General features: G+C 45.1%; 14 protein-coding genes. 12 read left to right on the top strand and 2 right to left on the bottom strand.

Annotation, left to right across the window (positions count from 1 at the left end; translation table 11 throughout):
- Positions 1-34: 34 nt before the first annotated feature.
- Both AC58QD_RS27925 and AC58QD_RS27920 read left to right on the top strand, forming a co-directional pair.
- The gene (locus AC58QD_RS27925) at positions 35-5,857 is read left to right on the top strand and encodes a carbohydrate binding domain-containing protein (protein ID WP_497338321.1); all 5,823 of its coding nucleotides are present in this window, start codon (positions 35-37) and stop codon (positions 5,855-5,857) included.
- A 193-nt stretch (positions 5,858-6,050) separates the two neighbouring features.
- Positions 6,051-7,007 (top strand): RluA family pseudouridine synthase, encoded by a 957-nt coding sequence (locus tag AC58QD_RS27920; RefSeq protein ID WP_497338320.1) that lies wholly within the window; start codon positions 6,051-6,053, stop codon positions 7,005-7,007.
- A 9-nt stretch (positions 7,008-7,016) separates the two neighbouring features.
- On the opposite strand, the gene AC58QD_RS27915 is transcribed toward AC58QD_RS27920, so the two are convergent.
- Both AC58QD_RS27915 and AC58QD_RS27910 read right to left on the bottom strand, forming a co-directional pair.
- Complete coding sequence (locus AC58QD_RS27915; RefSeq protein WP_497338319.1) at positions 7,017-7,724, bottom strand: response regulator transcription factor; 708 nt, start codon at positions 7,722-7,724, stop codon at positions 7,017-7,019.
- Positions 7,725-7,928: 204 nt separating this feature from the next.
- On the bottom strand, positions 7,929-9,017 hold the full coding sequence (locus AC58QD_RS27910; protein WP_497338318.1) for a lactonase family protein: 1,089 nt from the start codon (positions 9,015-9,017) through the stop codon (positions 7,929-7,931).
- Between the two features lie 129 nt (positions 9,018-9,146).
- Between AC58QD_RS27910 and AC58QD_RS27905 the strand changes: the two genes are divergently transcribed.
- From AC58QD_RS27905 to trxA, 10 genes are all read left to right on the top strand, one after another.
- Positions 9,147-10,133 (top strand): Gfo/Idh/MocA family protein, encoded by a 987-nt coding sequence (locus AC58QD_RS27905; RefSeq protein ID WP_497338317.1) that lies wholly within the window; start codon positions 9,147-9,149, stop codon positions 10,131-10,133.
- A 71-nt stretch (positions 10,134-10,204) separates the two neighbouring features.
- Positions 10,205-10,441, top strand: coding sequence for a hypothetical protein (locus AC58QD_RS27900; RefSeq protein ID WP_497338316.1), 237 nt, complete (start codon positions 10,205-10,207; stop codon positions 10,439-10,441).
- A gap of 643 nt (positions 10,442-11,084) precedes the next feature.
- Positions 11,085-12,503 (top strand): MFS transporter, encoded by a 1,419-nt coding sequence (locus AC58QD_RS27895; protein WP_497338315.1) that lies wholly within the window; start codon positions 11,085-11,087, stop codon positions 12,501-12,503.
- A 167-nt stretch (positions 12,504-12,670) separates the two neighbouring features.
- A complete protein-coding gene (locus AC58QD_RS27890) occupies positions 12,671-13,021 on the top strand; it encodes a metal-sensitive transcriptional regulator (RefSeq protein WP_497338314.1) in 351 nt (116 codons plus the stop codon).
- 147 nt (positions 13,022-13,168) lie between these two features.
- Positions 13,169-14,011 (top strand): DUF8832 domain-containing protein, encoded by an 843-nt coding sequence (locus AC58QD_RS27885; RefSeq protein ID WP_497338313.1) that lies wholly within the window; start codon positions 13,169-13,171, stop codon positions 14,009-14,011.
- 27 nt (positions 14,012-14,038) lie between these two features.
- Positions 14,039-14,659, top strand: a complete 621-nt coding sequence (locus AC58QD_RS27880; RefSeq protein WP_497338312.1) for a nitrite reductase — start codon at positions 14,039-14,041, stop codon at positions 14,657-14,659.
- Between the two features lie 112 nt (positions 14,660-14,771).
- Complete coding sequence (locus AC58QD_RS27875; protein WP_497338311.1) at positions 14,772-15,104, top strand: metal-sensitive transcriptional regulator; 333 nt, start codon at positions 14,772-14,774, stop codon at positions 15,102-15,104.
- A 24-nt stretch (positions 15,105-15,128) separates the two neighbouring features.
- Positions 15,129-15,329, top strand: a complete 201-nt coding sequence (locus tag AC58QD_RS27870) for a copper ion binding protein (RefSeq protein ID WP_497338310.1) — start codon at positions 15,129-15,131, stop codon at positions 15,327-15,329.
- Positions 15,330-15,384: 55 nt separating this feature from the next.
- On the top strand, positions 15,385-17,823 hold the full coding sequence (locus tag AC58QD_RS27865) for a heavy metal translocating P-type ATPase (RefSeq protein WP_497338309.1): 2,439 nt from the start codon (positions 15,385-15,387) through the stop codon (positions 17,821-17,823).
- A 48-nt stretch (positions 17,824-17,871) separates the two neighbouring features.
- Positions 17,872-18,186, top strand: coding sequence for a thioredoxin (trxA, locus tag AC58QD_RS27860; RefSeq protein WP_497338308.1), 315 nt, complete (start codon positions 17,872-17,874; stop codon positions 18,184-18,186).
- Positions 18,187-18,266 lie beyond the last annotated feature (80 nt).

Here is an 18,266-nt window from a genome sequence, read left to right as displayed (position 1 = left end):
CGATTGGAATCAAGTAAAGGGAGGATGGAAGAAAATGAAGAGATTTATGATCAGAAAAGCTCTTATGTATTTCTTATGTATTTGTATCATGATGTCTGTGGGCTACACAGGCGGTGTAACTTCAGTGGCGGCTGATAGTCCCGCCCCACAGCCTGCTCTGGTTAATCCGGGTTTTGAGCTGCCAGTAGTGGGAGAAAGTATTCCTGGTTGGAGTAAAACCTTGGGAACTACTGGAAGCGTTTCCGTAACTTCTGCATTATTTCGTAGCGGAGCGAGCAGCTTGAAGATTACGGATAATGATGCTGGAAGCTTTAAAGTGGAAAGCGATAAGGTGGAAGTAACAGCGGGTACTGTCTATTGGTTTTCTTCCTGGGTTTATTTAGAAAGCTCAGCCCCTGGCATACAATTGAAAGTAAACTTTTACGATAGTCTAAATAATCCTTTACCGTTGAGCACATCGATGAATAGTCAAAACATGACAGCTTCTAATTCTGGTAAATGGCAAAGATTTGCTATAAAAGCAGTAGCACCCCTTAATACTAATTATGCTGCAATTGAGATACTTACTGGTGTAGCACCAGTAGGAACTATTTACGTGGACGACATTTCATTTGAGCGTGTGATATCTGTTTCGAAAGAAATTCCGAACGCTGGATTTGAGGAACCTGCAACAACAAGTGTTCCCAACTGGACACCTCAATTTGGGGGGGCAGGCAAGCTAGGGACCGTGAGTGTGGATCAAACAACGAAATTTTCGGGAACATCTAGTTTGAAGATCGATGACAAGGATACAACCGCTTTATTTGGTTCAATGAGCGACAAGGTGGACGTTACCCCAAATACTAACTATTCTGCCTCTGCCATGTTGTATTTGGAGAAGTCTTCCGTACAGTTGCAACTCGTATATTTTGATACTAATGGAGTGAACCTCAATCCTAATCCTCCAACTGCTATCTTTGAATATGTGGGTCCATTCAAGCAATGGCAGCAAATCTCTGTTAGCTCAGTTGCACCGGCTAATGCAGCAAAGGCAGCTATTGTAATAGCATCGGCAAGAAGTGGTACAGCATATAGTTACTGGGACGATTTCAAGATCGAAGAATTGAAACAACCAGTAGCAGCAGTGGAGCCGCCTCTCGGAACTTTTGCTGCGCTACAGAATCCGAACTTCGAGCTTCCGCTTTCTGACGGCTTCGTTCAACACTGGAAGAGCTTGAATGGAACCCAAGGAATTGCTCTGGATTCGAACACGAAGCTTGAAGGCGTTCAAAGCTTGAAGCTCGACAATCCTTCGAGTCAGCCTATAGGCGTCATGAGTAACTACGTTACCGCAAATGTCGGCAGGAATCAGACTGTTTCCGCAATGGTATATGGAACAGGTGTAGCAGCAGCTGAGATTCAATTGAACTTCTATGATCAGGCAAACCAGTTGCTGGATCAAGCCAATCAGACGTTGACTCCTGCGATCGGCAGCTGGACCAAGCTGTCGGTTACTAAAGCAGCCCCGGCTAATACGGTAACAATAGCCGTTACCTTGAAGAACTCCGGACAAGGCACACTTTATTATGATCAAGTGGAATGGACGGAAGAAATTCCTCCTGCACCTCCTGCGCCAAAGTATTTCGTACCGAATGGAGGCTTTGAAGCTCCAACAACGGGCAGCAGCATTCCCAACTGGAAAGTAAACTCAGGGTTAGCATCGGTAAGCAGCTTGGAAAAGAAAGAGGGACAACAAAGTCTTTTTGTGAGTAATGTAAAGACAACCGGTGCTGGTATCAACATGGAAAGCGAATTAATTGATGTTCAGGAAGGGGCAACTTACCGTCTCGGCACTCAATTCTACCTGGAAACAGGTGCGCTTGAGGGGTTGTATGTGTATGTGTATGATCAAGCAGGGAAAATCGTGAAAAGTGCGGACGCAAAAGATTTTCACACTTACTTAAGTGCCTCGACACCTGCGGGGGAATGGGCTTACACAGAGAAGCTTTTCACCGTTCAGCCTGGGGGTGTAAAACTTAAGATTTCGTTGATTTCGGGGAATAAGAAGACATACTCGTACTACTTGGACAACATTAGTGTGACCAAAGCTGTCAATAATGGAGATTTCGAGCAAGCTGTTGTTGACAATACGATCCCAGGCTGGAAAAAATATGCCCCTGCAACAGATGGCAGTACATTCGGAATTACAGGGGATATGTTTAAAACCGGCGCGAAAAGCATGTATATTCAAAATGAACCAGGAAAGTTCCTTAATGTCATTAGTGATTTGATCGAAGTGGAACCAGGTGCGGTTTACACAGCATTAGCTGATACGTTTATCGACTATGGTTCTGCAGATATGTATGTGCGTTACTTTGACAAAGACAAGAAATATCTTAGCAAGCAAGCATGGAGCATTAAATCAGATCCGGCGGCCTCATGGTTCACTAATACGGTTACTGCAGAAGTCCCGGCTGAAGCAACTTATGCTGCCGTCATGTTCGCTGGCAGCGCTAATAAAACGTTTAAGTATTACGTAGATAACATTAGATTGCTAAGAGGGACTCACGTCGTAGCAACGACTATTCCTCAGAATTCGATTGTAAAAGTAGGCCAGGATGTTGGCGTTCAAATCCGGAACGTTACCCTTATGAGGGGGGATACTGGAAAAGATACGAACGGGCGTGACGTCATTTATTCGGTAGCGGTAGGCGTACCTGCCATATTCACGGTTATAGACATCGAGACTCAGCAAGTGGTCAAGAGTATGCCAATGCCGGACGTGACTGGAGCTTGGTCGGTTACGGTTGCCAATGATGGTACCGTCTATCTAGGCGGATACAATCTGGGACTGCTGTATCGTTATTTCCCAGCGACAGGTGAGCTGAGGAATCTAGGTCATCCATTACCGACCAAGGATTCGGTCTTATATCCAATGGCAAACGGTAAAGACGGTAAAATGTACGGAAGCACTTATCCTACTGCGAATTTGTATGAATATGATCCGGTAACGAATAAATTTACTGATTTCGGGACGTTGTCCTCACAGAGCAGCGGTGAACGTTGGACTCGTGTCGTTGTATACGATCCAGATACGCATAAAGTTTACGCTGGGGTTGGGAACCAGGCGCGGCTGGTCGAGTATGATTTTGCAACTGGCGTAAAGAAGGATTTGCTCCCATCCAAATACAGCAATATTATCTCGGTGTACGATCTCAATCTGGTAGGCGGCAAGCTCTTCGCTAAGAAGGAAGCAAACAATGCGAATGAGATGTTCGTACTGAATGCGGCGACCGGAGAGCAAATTGAGGTTACAAATGCCGATACTGGCGCCAAGATGTATGATGTGCCCATGTTCTCCAGAGGCGTTTCACCGAAATCACCGATTGCAAACAAGATTTATTATGCAGCTGCTGCCGGAGCCCTGTATTCGTACGATCTGGACACCGATACGATTCAATCCTTAGGAGCTAGCATAGATGGTGCAGCAATTGGATATGATTTTGTCCAGCTTCAGGAGGAAGGCTTCCCTGGGTACAGTCTGGTCGGTTTGACTGGAAATGGCGGCAAAATGTACAAATACAATCTGCAGACGGGTAACGTTAAAGTTACCGAAATCCAGATTCCTGCAGAGCCCGTGAACATTCACGATATTGAGAAAGGTCCAGATGGAAAAATCTACACATCGGGATATTTGTCAGGCAATGTTGGTGTGCATACTCCTTCTTCAGGTCAATCTATGTATCTTAATGGCTTGGGTCAGCAAGAGGGAATTACGGTTATCGGGAACAAAATATATTATGGGCTTTACCCAGATGCAAAAATTTACGAATATGATCTTTCCAAGCCTTGGAATCGTACGAATTCAGATAAGTTGAACCCGGTTGTTATTTTTGATCTTAAAGAGAACGCAGCCATACCGGGATATACGCTTCAGGATCGGCCATTCGGAATGGCAGGCTCGGAAGACATGAATAAGCTGTTTGTGGGTACTGTTCCGAAAAATGGACTATTGGGTGGCGTCTTGGCCGTCTATGATTTGAATACGCGAGGCAAACCGGACGTGTATTGGAATCTGGTTCCGAATCAAAGTATTATTTCGCTAGTGTACAAGGATGGCAAATTGTATGGCGGTACTTCCATTCATGGAGGACAAGGCGGCACCCCTTTAGCGAATGAAGCGGTACTCTTCGTCTGGGATGTAGCTAGCAAACAGATCGAGCATCAAGTTGTTCCGGTGGCTGGCAAACAGGCTATCACAGCTCTACACATCGGACCAGACGGCAACATCTGGGGATTGGCCAATGGAGCGTTGTTCGTCTACGATCCAGTACAGAAGCAAGTGATTTACAGTAAGAATGAGTTTCCTGATGCAAGCGGCCGTTGGATCGACGGATCCATGGAGACAGGGACAGATGGTAATGTATATGCAACTGTGGCCGGAAGGTTTTTCAAGGTAGACGCAGCCACCAAAGCAGTTAGTGTGTTGGCGACTCAAGTAAAGAAGCTCGCGCAGGATGATTTCGGAAGCTTCTATTTATACAGGGATCCAGAAGGGCCGAACCTTTATAAGTATAGTGATCCTAATCTTGTTGTGAAATTGACAGGAGCGGAATTGACTGTTCCAACTACTAATCTCAAAGTTGGCGAACATGTACCTGTTGCCTTGAAGGGTATACTCGAGAAGGGCAGGACCACGAAGGAATTATCAGGTGCTGTTGTGACGTATACAATCAGCGATCCGACTTCCGTAACGATTGCAAACGGACAAATCGAAGCTAAACGCTCCGGCACTGTGCAGGTTACGGCTCATGTAACGATGGCCGATCGAAGTGTGCAGAGCAACAGCATAACATTGACCATATCGGGCATCGCCACTTCGATCTCCGTAGACAATGCCGTAGGCGTCTACAGCGACGTAAGCGAGCTCCGGGCCGTTCTAACAACTGCCGAGGGAGATCCTATTACCGGTATGCGGGTCGAGTTTACCGTAGCGGGTCAACACGCAGGTGATGCGGTAACCGATGGTACAGGAACGGCAGTCGTTCCTTACTTCGTAAATGACGGCATCGGCTCCGGATCGGAGACCGCAAGTCTAAATGTACGTGCGGTGTTTATTGATCCGGCCGCCTATTACGAGGGCAGTTCGGCTGAAGGCACGTTGACAATCAGTAAGGAAGAAGTCGCAATTGAATATGCGGGCGAATTGGTACAACCGACTAGCGGTAGTGTAATGCTGACTGCGAAGATCGTCCAACAGGCAGACGGAACGCCAGGCATTGTGACAGGGCTTCCTGTACGTTTCGATGCGGTCGTAATTACACCGGACGGATCGAAGGTGCCGTACACGAGCGATGCACTTCGCATGGTGTATACAGCAGCTGCGGATGGAGTTGTCACGGCGAACCTCCCATTGCCTGAGGGTGTTTATGAAATTACGGCAAAGCTTGAAATGAACGGGTATTACAAGACTGCGTCGTCGATGGCAGCAACTGTAGCCGTATTCGACCCGAGTCAATTGAATACAAGTGTTAAAGCTCAACTCGATTTGTCTGCCGGGAATGCCACAATCGGTGTCAAGGCTATGAAACTCCACGTAGATCTTGATGTCGCTTACGATGGATCGACCTCGAAAGCGGTTGTGACCGGCCGGATGTTCGCGACGCCTCAAGGGATCAGCCTCACGGTAACGGGGACCCAATGGGCTGTCGTAACGAACTCAGGACTGTTTATGCAATTTACGGCTTCAGATGAAACCGGAGCCATCTACACCGTACAAGTGACAGGCGCGAATGTGAAGGGCGGGAACAACAAATCTCTGCATGTTAAAATATGGAATGGTGTCCAGGTTAACGTGCCCCCTGCCTTCGAATTTTAAACAAGCATAAGCAAACCTCTACAGTCCCATTTCTCAGGGGAGATGTAGAGGTTTTTTTCAAAATATCAGAAAGTATAAAATTCATCCTTTTCTGATATTTCTTCGCCAAACGGACGCCGCCTTATAGGACGGCAAAGCCGTTTATGCTTGTGGTATAATGAACACAGGTAAACTCTAGGAGGCATATTAACGCATGAGAAGGCAAAGTAATTCCAGCTCCAACCCATCCAATCGCAAGCAACAACGCGGCCCAAGCAAGCCCACCGCGCCACCAAAACGTTACACAGTCAAAGAACCATCCGAATTGCTTACCTTCCTGCTTGCTAACATCACCAATCAGGGGCGGAATGCAGTGAAATCCTTGCTGGCACACGGTCTTGTAAAGGTAGACGACAAGATTATCAAGGTATACAACTATAATTTAATCCCTGGGCAGACGGTATCCATTGTAAAGGGACAAGCGGCTGCAGAAGAAGCACAGAAGATGATCGGACTGACCATCCTGCATGAGGATGCCGACATTCTGGTCGTGCAGAAGGACGCAGGCCTCCTGTCCATCGCTACAGCGGAAGAGAAGGAATTAACGGCCTACCGTCAGCTTACGGCCCATGTGCGCAGTAAAGGGGATTCCAATAGCCGCATTTTTATTGTACATCGGTTAGATCGGGATACATCAGGGGTGATGATGTTCGCGAAAAGTGAGAAGGTTCAGCAGATATTGCAGGATTCGTGGCAGGAGCTCGTAAAAGAGAGGACTTACGTAGCGTTGGTGGAGGGCGCCGTTAAGAAATCGGAAGGAACGATAAGCTCATGGTTGAAGGAGAGTAAGACACTTAAGATGTATTCAAGTGCTTACCCTAATGATGGGCAGCATGCAGTGACTCACTATAAGGTCATTCAATCGAATCGTGAATTCTCCTTGCTAGAGGTTAACCTGGAGACGGGGAGGAAGAATCAGATTCGCGTCCATATGGAAGATATCGGGCATCCGATCGTAGGGGATAAGAAGTATGGTTCCAAAAGCAAAGCCATTGGGAGGCTCGGTCTTCATGCGCGCGTGCTTGCCTTCCAGCATCCAGTATCAGGGAAGCTGCTGCGCTTCGAGACCGCTATACCCAAAGTGTTCCAACGTCCATTCAAAGAGATCTGATTCATTCTGCTAAGGGTACATGAACTTGTAGCCGATCCCCCAGACGGTCTTAATATAAGTAGGCTGCTTGGGATTGTCTTCGATCTTCTTGCGCAGATTCGTCACGTGAACGTCAATGGAGCGTTCGTTGACATAAGAATCGATGCCTCGAATGGAATTAATCAGATCGTCACGGCTGAACACCTTACCGGGATGCTGATAGAACAGCTTCATGATCTCAAATTCGGAGAATGTAGTCTCAATCACCTGATTATGGATATAAATTGAGCGGCGCTCCAGATCGATGCGAATCCGGTTAGGGTTCTGGGCCTCAACCGTCTCTTGAGCGACCGCCAGCTGAGAGAGCGATGAGTTGTACAGCTGCGCTCGGCGGCTTGTAGCCATAATACGGGCCTTCAACTCTTGCATGCTGAACGGCTTACATAAATAATCATCCGCTCCTGCAGTTAAGGCCTGAATTCTGTCGCTGACTTTGGAATTCATGGAGATGATGATGATAGGAATATTCGTCATTTCGCGAAAAGTGACACATAAATCCATTCCATCTGCGTCCGGAAGGACGAGATCGAGCAGAATGATATCCGGCATGAATGTATGAAAAGCGAGCAGCCCTTCTTGACCCGTGGCCTCTCGTTGGACAATAAAATTCTCTTCTGCAAGGTACATACTTAACATGTCGCCAAAAATAGTATCATCTTCTATTATTAGAATCTTCATTTGGGTGACACCTCAATTTGTTTAGAAACTTAATTCTTTTCTAACATTTCCCTCTTATGTTCTCATTATATAGACTCTTGGTAGGATAGTCTATCGAAAAACAGTCAGGTATCAGTAGAGTGTGAAGGAAGTGTTAGGAGTGTTGGGGCTATCTTCACCATAAAAAAGCTGCTCCTGGGAGCAGCTTATCATTCAAAAACTAGCTTATTGTCGAGTTAGAAATTGGACGCATACGGGCTTGGACACCTTTAGGACATCGCCAGTCGGCTGCAGTTTTCCGGTCTCCGCATCTCTTGCGAAGGTAATGACGTCATCTGTGTCACGATTAGCAACCAATAGAAACCGGTTATCCGGAGAAAGTCCGAAGTTGCGCGGATGCTTGCCGATTGTAGCTGCATGCTCCACAAGGCTCAGCTTGCCTGAGGATGCTTCTATCTCATACACCGCTATACTGTCATGACCCCGGTTGGAGCCGTATAGGAAGCGTCCGTCGGAAGAAATGTGAATGTCGGCGCAAGCATTGTCCCCTGTATAATAGTCCGGTAAGGTCGGGACAGTCTGAATTTCGGATAGCTGTCCCAGCTCGGCATCATAGTGGAATACGGTAATAGTAGAATTAAGCTCGTTAATCACATAACCGCAGGATAGTGTAGGATGAAAAGCGAAATGACGCGGACCAGCGCCCGGTGCTAATGCAACCTCTCCATGCGGGATTAGCTTGAACTGCTGTAGATCTAGACGGTAAATCACAATGCGATCCATCCCCAGATCGGGGACAAGGACAAATCGATTGGCGGGATCCGCGTAGGCCGAATGAGGATGAGGCCGATCCTGCTGAGGTCGGATGCTGGAGCCGCTATGCTGATGAACATCTACATGGGGTCCGATCCGTCCATCTTCCTGTAAGGGGGACAAACCGACAAGACCGCCTGAATAGCTCGCAACAAGAGCAAATTGTCGGGAACGGTCCAAGCTGATATGACAAGTTGGAGCCGCAACACTAGCTTCATCATTGAGAAGGGATAGCTTGCCCGTCTCAGACTCGATGTCATAGGCCCGGATTGCCCCGCTGCGTTTCCCGTCTGTAATATGCTCAGACAACGCGTACAGCTTCTGTTTGGGCTGATCAATAGCAAGGAAAGTAGGGTTTTGTAAGCCGCTTGTTTGTTCAATAAGAGTCAGACTGCCGGTTTGCTCGTTGAATGTGCAGGTGTATAATCCTGGATTGGCAGCCTCGGCGTAGGAGCCGATATAGGCGAATAGGGTAGAAGATTGCGGTTGTTGTACACTCATGAGATCACGCTCCTCCAACAGTTGTGTGCAAGTTCATTATCGCAAATCCGGCTTTTTCAAGCAAATATGGTATACTTTCCAATGAAAATCAATTCAGAAAAGACATACGCAAGAAGAAAGGAACGAAACATGATACGTTTTGGTGTGATTGGCACGAATCGCATTACGGAAGAATTTATCAAAGGTGGTTCAGAGAATAGTGATTTTACTCTAACTGCCGTATATTCACGGACAGAGGAACGTGCCCAGCAATTCGCCAGGAAGTTTAACGTCCCTAACCTATATACGCAATTAGATCAATTTGTCGCCAGTGATGCCTTTGATGCGGTTTACATAGCTAGTCCGAATTCATTCCATGCTGAACAGGCTATTCTTTGTATGAACCATGGAAAGCATGTATTGTGTGAGAAGCCAATTGCCTCTAATGCACAGGAGCTGCGCAAGATGATAGAGGCGGCCGAGCATAATCAAGTGTTGTTGATGGAAGCAATGAAGTCTACACTGTTACCCAATTTCATTTCGATTCAAAAACATTTGCACAAGCTCGGACCGATCCGTCGTTATTTTGCAAGCTTCTGCCAATACTCTTCTAGGTATGATGCCTACAAACAAGGAACGGTGTTGAATGCGTTTAACCCTATCTTCTCAAACGGATCATTAATGGATATTGGAATCTACTGTATTTATCCCTCGGTAGTGTTATTCGGCAAGCCTGATTCTGTCCAAGCCAATGGCCTGCTATTAGAATCGGGTGTAGATGGAGAAGGCAGCCTGCTTCTTAAATACGGGAAGATGGAGGGGGTGATCCTGCATTCGAAAATATCGCAATCACATGCTTCCTCCGAGATTCAGGGCGAGGAAGGGACGCTGATCATCGATAAAATCAGTCAGCCCGATAGGGTGGAAATCCGTTATAGGGATGGTTCAGTAGAGGAGATCACCGAGCCTCAATCTGCTCATAATATGGTTTATGAGATTACGGAATTCATTGAACTACTCAAGCAGGGGAAGCAGGAGTCGCTCACTAACTCACATGCCAATTCAATGGCAGTCATGGAGATTATGGATGAGGCTCGTCGACAAATGGGACTTGTTTTCCCGGCCGATTCACGATAAAGTTGATGTAGGAAAAAGTTGTCTCCTGGAGACCCTATGATGGCATAATAGGAATAGGTGAGGTGATTACAATGTCAGAAGAAACGAAACAACCACAAGCTGGACAAGATACGCAGGACGGACAAGCAGCACAAGAGCCTAAGAAGAAGTCGCTTGCAGAAGCCGCCAAGGAAATGTTGGCCCAGAAGAAGAAGGGCAACAGCGGTCAGACGAATCATCAGAAATCGGGAAGCAGTGGCGGTCCAGTGATGAAGAGTCAACACACGAACAAACCTACTAACACTCGTCGTAAGATGGGCAGCTCCTAGATCGAGGGCTGGAATAAGTATGAAGAACCGAAGAGTGGCTGAATCGAGGATTATATCGATGAGGCTGCTTTTTTTTGAACAATATTTATAAGTATATGGGCTGAACTCAACCAACAAGAACCTGGCGGACAGCCAGGTATCTTAATAAATAGGCTATGTTATACTTTGTTGTTGATTTTCTTGATTAAGCTCCCTCGGTATGATTTGATTTTCTCTATGCACTATGAGCAGTTAGATATGATCATCGATATTGCTAAACGCTATGCACAAAAAATTTCGAATGGCTTCCTACAAGATCAAGGGCAGGATAAGTGCAATAAGGAAAGTAAACATACAGTACAGAACAATAAGATATGATTGGAACCCTTATACAGTCTTGTCTAATTGGAAACTATAGCTAAAAACCACCATCGGCAGCCTTAGAACATTATTTTCATGTTTTAGGCTGCCGTATTTTGTTGCTTATTGCGTTGTTTGTAATTTTTCTGGGTCCAGCATATTGACAATATAGGGTAGGGGGCTATACTATTATTTCTGTCGATACATAATCGTTGCGTAAATTATTGGGCTCGGAAAGACGGCCGTCACGAGCTTTTTTATAAACATAACTATTATGTATCTAAAAGAAAAGGAGGTAGTTATTATGGCAAATCAAGCACAAGTGGCAGGCGCACCCGACGCTCGTCGATGGAAAGCCTTAGCGCTATTATGTCTGGCCAATTTCATGGTTATTATGGATACGTCCATTATTGGGGTAGCATTACCTGCTATTAAAGACGCTCTTGGGTATACACAAGCAAGTCTTCAATGGGTTTTTAACGCCTACGTAATTTTCTTTGGAGGTTTTTTGCTACTTGGTGGTAGACTATCCGATTTATTCGGACAACGTCGCATCTTTATGCTTGGATTCCTTATCCTTACTGCAGCGTCATTACTAGCAGGTTTAGCGTGGAATGAAGGTTCCTTAAATGCAGGGCGTGCATTACAAGGGTTCGGGTCCGCATTAATTGCACCGGCTGCACTAACCATTGTCATGATTTTATTTAACGGGAATCCGAAGGAACTCGGTAAAGCACTAGGTTTTTGGGGAGCATCGGCAGCTGCGGGTGGAACAGCAGGTGTGTTCTTAGGAGGTGTGATTACAGAATGGTTAAGTTGGCAATGGACATTCTTAATTAACGTTCCGGTAGGCATCATTGTTCTCTTGGTTTCATCTGGCCTCTTGTCTGCTGGAACACGGAGAAAAGGTAACGTCGATATTATGGGTGCATTGTCGGTGACGGCTGCCCTAGTACTTGCGGTATATGGGATTGTAACTGCAGAGCATAACGGGTGGGGATCCTCGACAACTTTCTGGATATTAGGTATCGCAGTAGTTTTATTTATCTTGTTCCTTATCATTCAATCGGTGAAAAAAGATCCCTTAGTGCCTCTCCGTATATTCTCCATTCCAAACTTGTCAGCCGGTAATATAGCGTTGATCGCACTTTCCGGTGCCTGGATCCCGCTATGGTTTTTCCTCAACCTATACTTACAGCAGGTGTTAAAGTTCTCTGCTTTTGCAGGGGGACTTGGCTTACTCCCAATGACGGTTTTAATTATGATTCTCATGGTAGGTCTAATGGGGAAAATGATAGCCAAATTTGGTTTTAAATTCAACCTTGTACTAGGGTTAATAGCTCTTTCCGCTTCATTGTTCATTTTTGCAGGGAATACACCAATTGACGGAAATTTCATCTCACATGTGTTGCCTGCTTCATTGCTTGGTGCTTTGGGAATGTCACTTGCTTACATCCCAGCAACTATGGCTGCAATGTCAGGTGCGAAACCAGAGGAAGCAGGTCTCGCATCAGGTTTGGCGAATACCAGTTATCAGATAGGATCTGCGATCGGTCTGGCGGCTATGGTTGCAATCGCAGCTGCAACAACCTCATCAAACGACGCTGTGGAACAGGTCGCCGCTTTAAATATCGGATTTCAAGCAGCGTTTTTCTGGTCTGGAGTAGTGGCTGCAGTAGGTGCATTGCTTGTTGTATTGTTTATTCGAACTCCAAAGAGTTAAGACAACAGTCCCTCTGACGGTATGTAATACAATTACAGGCTAAATTGGTCAAACTTATGTTTGGCCTCTTTTTTATTTAGGTGTTGATGGAATAAAGTAACCCTATACGGAAATTGAGGCACATATACACGTATGGTATAGTAGAAAACAAAGGGGAGTGATACTCAATGGATAAAGATATAGAGCAGTCGCATGGTAACAAATCCGATGAAGAAACCCATTGTTCTACTGATGGGGCAGGACGTAAAAGCCATCATTCCGATAAAGTGAAGGCCAGTCTTACGAATCGATTGAAGCGCATCGAAGGACAAGTTAGAGGAGTACAAGGTCTTATTGAAAAGGACGCGTACTGCGATGATATACTGAACCAAATTTCATCTATACAAGCTGCGTTAAATGGAGTAGGAAAGCTATTGCTGGAACATCATTTGAAAAGCTGTGTGATGGAAAGAATCCAAGGGGGCGATACAGAGGTCATTGAAGAATTAATGACAACCATGAATAGGCTCTTGAAATAATCGTGCAGAACAAACATCAGAAATGATGTTTTTTAATCCAATCATTAATAGGGTACAGGGGTATACTAAATTATTGTTGACTTATATAGGGTAGTGGGGTATTCTATAGTCAAAGGAAAACATTATCTAAAGAAATGGAGAGGTCAAATGAAGAAGACTATTATTCTGTCAGTTATACTCGCTGTAAGCTTACTTTCCGCTTGTGGCAACACAAGCTCAAAAGAAGGAGTGAATCATGGTTCTGGGCATGGGGGGGAACATAGTGAAGGAAATAAGACGGAAAACAAAAACACACAACCGGATAACTTAAATGCTAAGTTCATGCTCCCCGCCGGACAAACAAAAGCAAACGAAGACACGGAGTTAAAGATTCAAATAACGGATGATAAAGGAAATCTGGTCAAACAGTTTAAGGAGACTCATGAAAAGCTTCTGCATCTCATTATCGTTGATGACAATTTAGGATACTTTAACCATATTCATCCGGAGTACAAGGGGGATGGAAATTTCATAATAAAAACCCAGTTTCCGGCAGGTGGCAAATACAAACTATTTGCTGATTTCGCCCCAATGAATGGCTCAACAGTTACCAAAAGCGAATGGGTGAATGTGGAAGGGAAAGCAGGAGAGCATGTTTCATTGAAGCCTGACACTAAAATGGTCAAACAAGTGGCGGGCAAAGAAATAGAACTCCAACTAAGCGGAACTAAACCGAATCAAGATGTGAACTTGAATTTTAATATACGGGATGCTCAAACCAAGCAAGGCATTCAAAATCTGGAGCAGTATCTAGGTGCTGTAGGTCACGTGGTAATTATATCTCAAGATGCCAATGAGTATTTGCACGTACACCCATTGGAGGAAAAAGCGAAGGGGCCGGATGCCAAATTCGGAACATCATTCCCGAAAAGCGGAGTATATAAGATTTGGGGACAGTTCCAGCACAAGGGAGAGGTTTTTACAGCTCCTTTTACAGTTGATATAAAATAACGGAGATCAAGCTGGAGGGAAGAAATCATGGGAGAGAAAACAAAGATAGCCGTTTCACCATCCATTCAAGTTGGGGGAAGTTTGTTTACTCCAGAGCAATTAGCTATGATTGGGACTTTAGCTGGTCCGAACAGCAAGATTGAAATGACTCCTTTCCAACAACTGTATATAGAAATCGAACAAGATCGAGTCGAAGATGTAAAGAAAAATCTTGAAAAGGCCGGATTGGGGGTTTACCCGTCAGGATTTACCGTAAAAAGGCTTATCGCTTGCAATTTCTGTAAGGGGGCTGAAGAAGCCGGTTTATTGACAGCATGTATATTGAATAAAGCAATCGTTGGAATTGAAACTCCAACTCCTATCAAAGTAGGCTATGCAGGCTGTGCGCTCGGTACCAGTGAGCCGCTGCTCAAAGATATTGGAGTTGTAAAAATGAAGAATACATTCGATATCTATGTTGGCGGTGATCCTAAAGGACTTAAGGCATCGTTCGCGAAGTTGCTTTTGTCTGGAGTCGCTGAGGAGCAGATCGTGCAAGTTGTTACTAAAATCATAGCTTATTATAAAGAACATGCTAAAGGTAAAGAAAAGTTCAGTAAGTTTGTTGACCGCATAACACTGGAAACTTTAAAGCAAATCATGGATTAAGAAAAGCTTATTAATAAGACACACGTTGCCGCGGTGATAAGACATTTCACTTGCATAGGGTAGTGGGGTATAGTATAATGCTATTGAGGAGGCGAGAAAAATATCAATTCACATGAAGTCCATAGCTGTTGTAGATACGGATCCTCATTGTTGCTCCGTAACTGAAGAAAGACGAAGTCATCATTCAGATAATATTAAGGAAAACCTAAATGTCCGTTTAAACCGTATAGAAGGACAAATAAGGGGAGTTAAAAACTTAATTGATAAAGATACCTATTGTGATGATGTGTTGAATCAAATTGCTGCGGTTCAATCTGCATTAAACAGCGTCGGTCGTATTTTATTAGAAGGTCATATGAAAGGCTGTGTGGTAGACCGCATCCAATCGGGTGATCAGGAAGTTATTAATGAATTGCTTATCACTGTAAACAAACTTATGAAATAAACCAACTTTCAGGAGGAATAAACAATGAATAACGTTATATTAAAAGTTGAAGGAATGTCTTGCCAACATTGCGTGAATTCTATTGAAGGAGCTTTAAAAACGATTGGGGCTCAGGGCAAAGTAGACTTGACTTCTGGTTCTGTTGCCGTGGAATACGATAATGCTAATCTGGAGTTAAATAAGATCAAAGAGGCCATCGAAGAACAAGGGTATGATGTTGTGTAAGAAGTAGTTAACAGCAAGTAATATTCAGTTGGGTTATCGGATGGAGGAGTTAGAAATGGAAAAGATACAAGCCATAGAACAACAACAAACGACTTTGCAAATCACTGGTATGACTTGTGCAGCTTGTGCAAACCGGATTGAAAAAGGATTGAATAAACTGGAAGGCGTCGCTGACGCTACAGTTAATTTTGCTCTTGAGCAGGCTTCTGTTACATTTGATCCAGCGAAAACGGATTTAACACAAATGGAAAAAAAGATTCAGTCGCTCGGATACGACACGGTAAAGGAAAGCATTGAATTTCAAATTACCGGCATGACCTGCGCTGCCTGCGCTACCCGCATCGAGAAGGGGCTGAATAAGCTGCCGGGTGTAGGAAAAGCAACAGTCAATCTTGCGTTGGAAACCGCTCATGTGGAATATACGCCGACCCGCGTGTCTGCTGAAGATATGATGAAAAAGGTGGCGCAGCTCGGATATCAAGCGGCTCCGAAGCAAGAACAAAAAGCCAACGGGGATCACCGGATTAAGGAAATCAAGAAGCAGAAGCGCAAGTTGATCGTTTCCGCCGTTCTTTCATTTCCGCTGTTGTGGGCCATGGTCAGTCACTTTTCATTTACTTCATTCATCTGGTTGCCCGATTTGTTTATGAATCCCTGGTTTCAACTGGCTTTAGCTACTCCTGTACAGTTTGTGATCGGAAAACAGTTTTACGTAGGGGCGTATAAGGCTCTTAGAAACGGCAGTGCCAATATGGATGTGCTTGTTGCACTTGGAACATCCGCGGCGTATTTTTACAGTCTTTATGTAACGTTTCAAACTTTGGGGGGACAGGGTCACCATCAAGTAGAGCTTTATTATGAAACAAGTGCCGTACTTATCACGTTAATCCTTCTTGGAAAAGTGTTTGAAGCCCTCGCCAAAGGTCGTTCTTCCGAAGCTATCAAAACATTAATGGGCCTTCAAGCAAAGACCGCTCTGGTGATTCGCGGCGCTGAAGAGTTGATCATACCGGTAGAAGATGTTGTGGCCGGGGATATCGTCGTTGTGAAGCCTGGCGAAAAAATACCGGTTGACGGAGCAGTCGTAGAAGGTGTCTCAGCAGTGGATGAATCGATGCTGACAGGTGAAAGTATCCCGGTAGAAAAACGCGTAGGCGATACCGTAATCGGTGCTACGATTAATAAAAACGGGGTTCTCCGCATCAAAGCGACTAAGGTCGGTAAAGAAACCGCCCTGGCTCAAATCATCAAAGTGGTGGAGGAGGCTCAAGGATCTAAAGCTCCTATCCAACGAGTAGCTGATGTGATTTCAGGCATTTTCGTCCCTATCGTCGTAGGAATAGCTGTCGTTACATTCCTCGTCTGGTATTTCGCTGTTGATCCAGGAAGCTTCACAGGCGCCCTGGAAAAGGCAATTGCAGTTCTTGTAATAGCTTGTCCTTGTGCACTTGGGCTCGCAACACCGACATCCATTATGGCAGGTTCAGGCCGTGCAGCGGAGTTAGGGATACTCTTTAAAGGCGGAGAGCATCTGGAAGCTACACACCGAGTAGATGCCATAATTTTGGACAAAACAGGTACGGTAACAAAAGGTAAACCAGAGCTAACAGATGTACTTCCTGCAGACGGTGTTGAGAAACTTACGCTTTTGAGATACGTAGGTGCTGCAGAAAAAAATTCCGAGCATCCGCTGGCTGAAGCGATTGTGGCGGGTATCAAAGATCAAGGCATTGAAATTCCTTCTGCCGAACATTTTGAGGCTATACCAGGTTTCGGAATACGAGCTGTCGTTGAAGGCAAAGAACTGCTCATCGGTACACGCAAATTGATGGCCAAGTATGATATTCAAGCGGAGTCTGCTTTTGATACCATGAACCGTTTGGAGGAATCGGGCAAGACGACGATGTTGGTCGCTATGGATGGGGTCTATGCCGGCATGGTTGCCGTAGCAGATACGATCAAAGAAACATCCAAAGAAGCCGTGCATCGCTTGAAAGAGCTTGGAATCGATGTGATTATGATTACCGGAGACAATGAACGAACTGCCAATGCCATAGCGGCACAAGCGGGGATCGATAAAGTTCTCGCAGAAGTACTACCGGAGGGTAAAGCTGCTGAGGTAAAGAAGCTGCAGGATGCAGGTAAAAAGGTAGCAATGGTCGGAGACGGGATCAACGATGCGCCTGCACTGGCTACTGCTGATATCGGGATGGCAATCGGAACAGGTACAGATGTGGCAATGGAGGCCGCTGATGTTACGCTCATGCGCGGTGATTTAACCAGCATTCCAGACGCCATATTTATGAGCAAGAAAACGATGGCCAACATTAAACAAAACTTGTTTTGGGCGCTGGCCTACAATGTCATCGGCATACCTATTGCTGCACTGGGCTTTTTGGCCCCATGGTTAGCAGGAGCAGCAATGGCCTTAAGTTCTGTATCCGTCGTATTGAATGCGCTAAGACTACAAAAAATCAAACTTCGAAAAGTCTAAAAGTAGACTAGATAGAAGGCATTAAAAAGAAAACCGGGAGGGAATCCTGTGGTGATTGATATAACAGACCAATCTTTCCAGGAAACGATTCAACAAAAAGGGTTAGTCATCATTGAGTTTTGGGCCCCATGGTGTACCTATTGTAAACAACTTGAACCTATACTTGATGAACTGGACTTAGAATTTGCGGGAAAAGTTCGAATTGCTAAAATCAATGTAGAGACGGATTCAGAAATATCTACACGTCTGAATGTGTTAAGTTTACCAGCTTTGTTTATTTATAAAGACGGCACTCTTGTGGGGAATGTTACGGGATTTGTGCCTAAGAAAACACTTGAGGAAGCCATTCATTCTTTGATTTAATTGATTTATTCTCAATACTATTTGTTAGTTGGAAAAGGGGACAAGAACGAGCGGTCCTCTTTTTTGTATTTGAGATAATG

Source organism: Paenibacillus sp. J2R1T-4, from assembly GCF_059692235.1.
The sequence above is the reverse complement of the archived record's forward strand: the minus strand, read 5'-3'. Positions and strand labels throughout refer to the sequence as shown.

Bases quoted from the DNA above. Each gene is read 5' to 3' on its own strand.
- AC58QD_RS27910 (WP_497338318.1), bottom strand. From the start codon at position 9,017: ATGAGTGTACAACAACCGCAATCTTCTACCCTATTCGCCTATATCGGC.
- AC58QD_RS27925 (WP_497338321.1), top strand. From the start codon at position 35: ATGAAGAGATTTATGATCAGAAAAGCTCTTATGTATTTCTTATGTATT.
- AC58QD_RS27895 (WP_497338315.1), top strand. From the start codon at position 11,085: ATGGCAAATCAAGCACAAGTGGCAGGCGCACCCGACGCTCGTCGATGG.
- AC58QD_RS27890 (WP_497338314.1), top strand. From the start codon at position 12,671: ATGGATAAAGATATAGAGCAGTCGCATGGTAACAAATCCGATGAAGAA.
- AC58QD_RS27875 (WP_497338311.1), top strand. From the start codon at position 14,772: ATGAAGTCCATAGCTGTTGTAGATACGGATCCTCATTGTTGCTCCGTA.
- AC58QD_RS27870 (WP_497338310.1), top strand. From the start codon at position 15,129: ATGAATAACGTTATATTAAAAGTTGAAGGAATGTCTTGCCAACATTGC.
- AC58QD_RS27885 (WP_497338313.1), top strand. From the start codon at position 13,169: ATGAAGAAGACTATTATTCTGTCAGTTATACTCGCTGTAAGCTTACTT.
- AC58QD_RS27915 (WP_497338319.1), bottom strand. From the start codon at position 7,724: ATGAAGATTCTAATAATAGAAGATGATACTATTTTTGGCGACATGTTA.
- AC58QD_RS27920 (WP_497338320.1), top strand. From the start codon at position 6,051: ATGAGAAGGCAAAGTAATTCCAGCTCCAACCCATCCAATCGCAAGCAA.
- AC58QD_RS27900 (WP_497338316.1), top strand. From the start codon at position 10,205: ATGTCAGAAGAAACGAAACAACCACAAGCTGGACAAGATACGCAGGAC.
- AC58QD_RS27905 (WP_497338317.1), top strand. From the start codon at position 9,147: ATGATACGTTTTGGTGTGATTGGCACGAATCGCATTACGGAAGAATTT.
- AC58QD_RS27865 (WP_497338309.1), top strand. From the start codon at position 15,385: ATGGAAAAGATACAAGCCATAGAACAACAACAAACGACTTTGCAAATC.
- AC58QD_RS27880 (WP_497338312.1), top strand. From the start codon at position 14,039: ATGGGAGAGAAAACAAAGATAGCCGTTTCACCATCCATTCAAGTTGGG.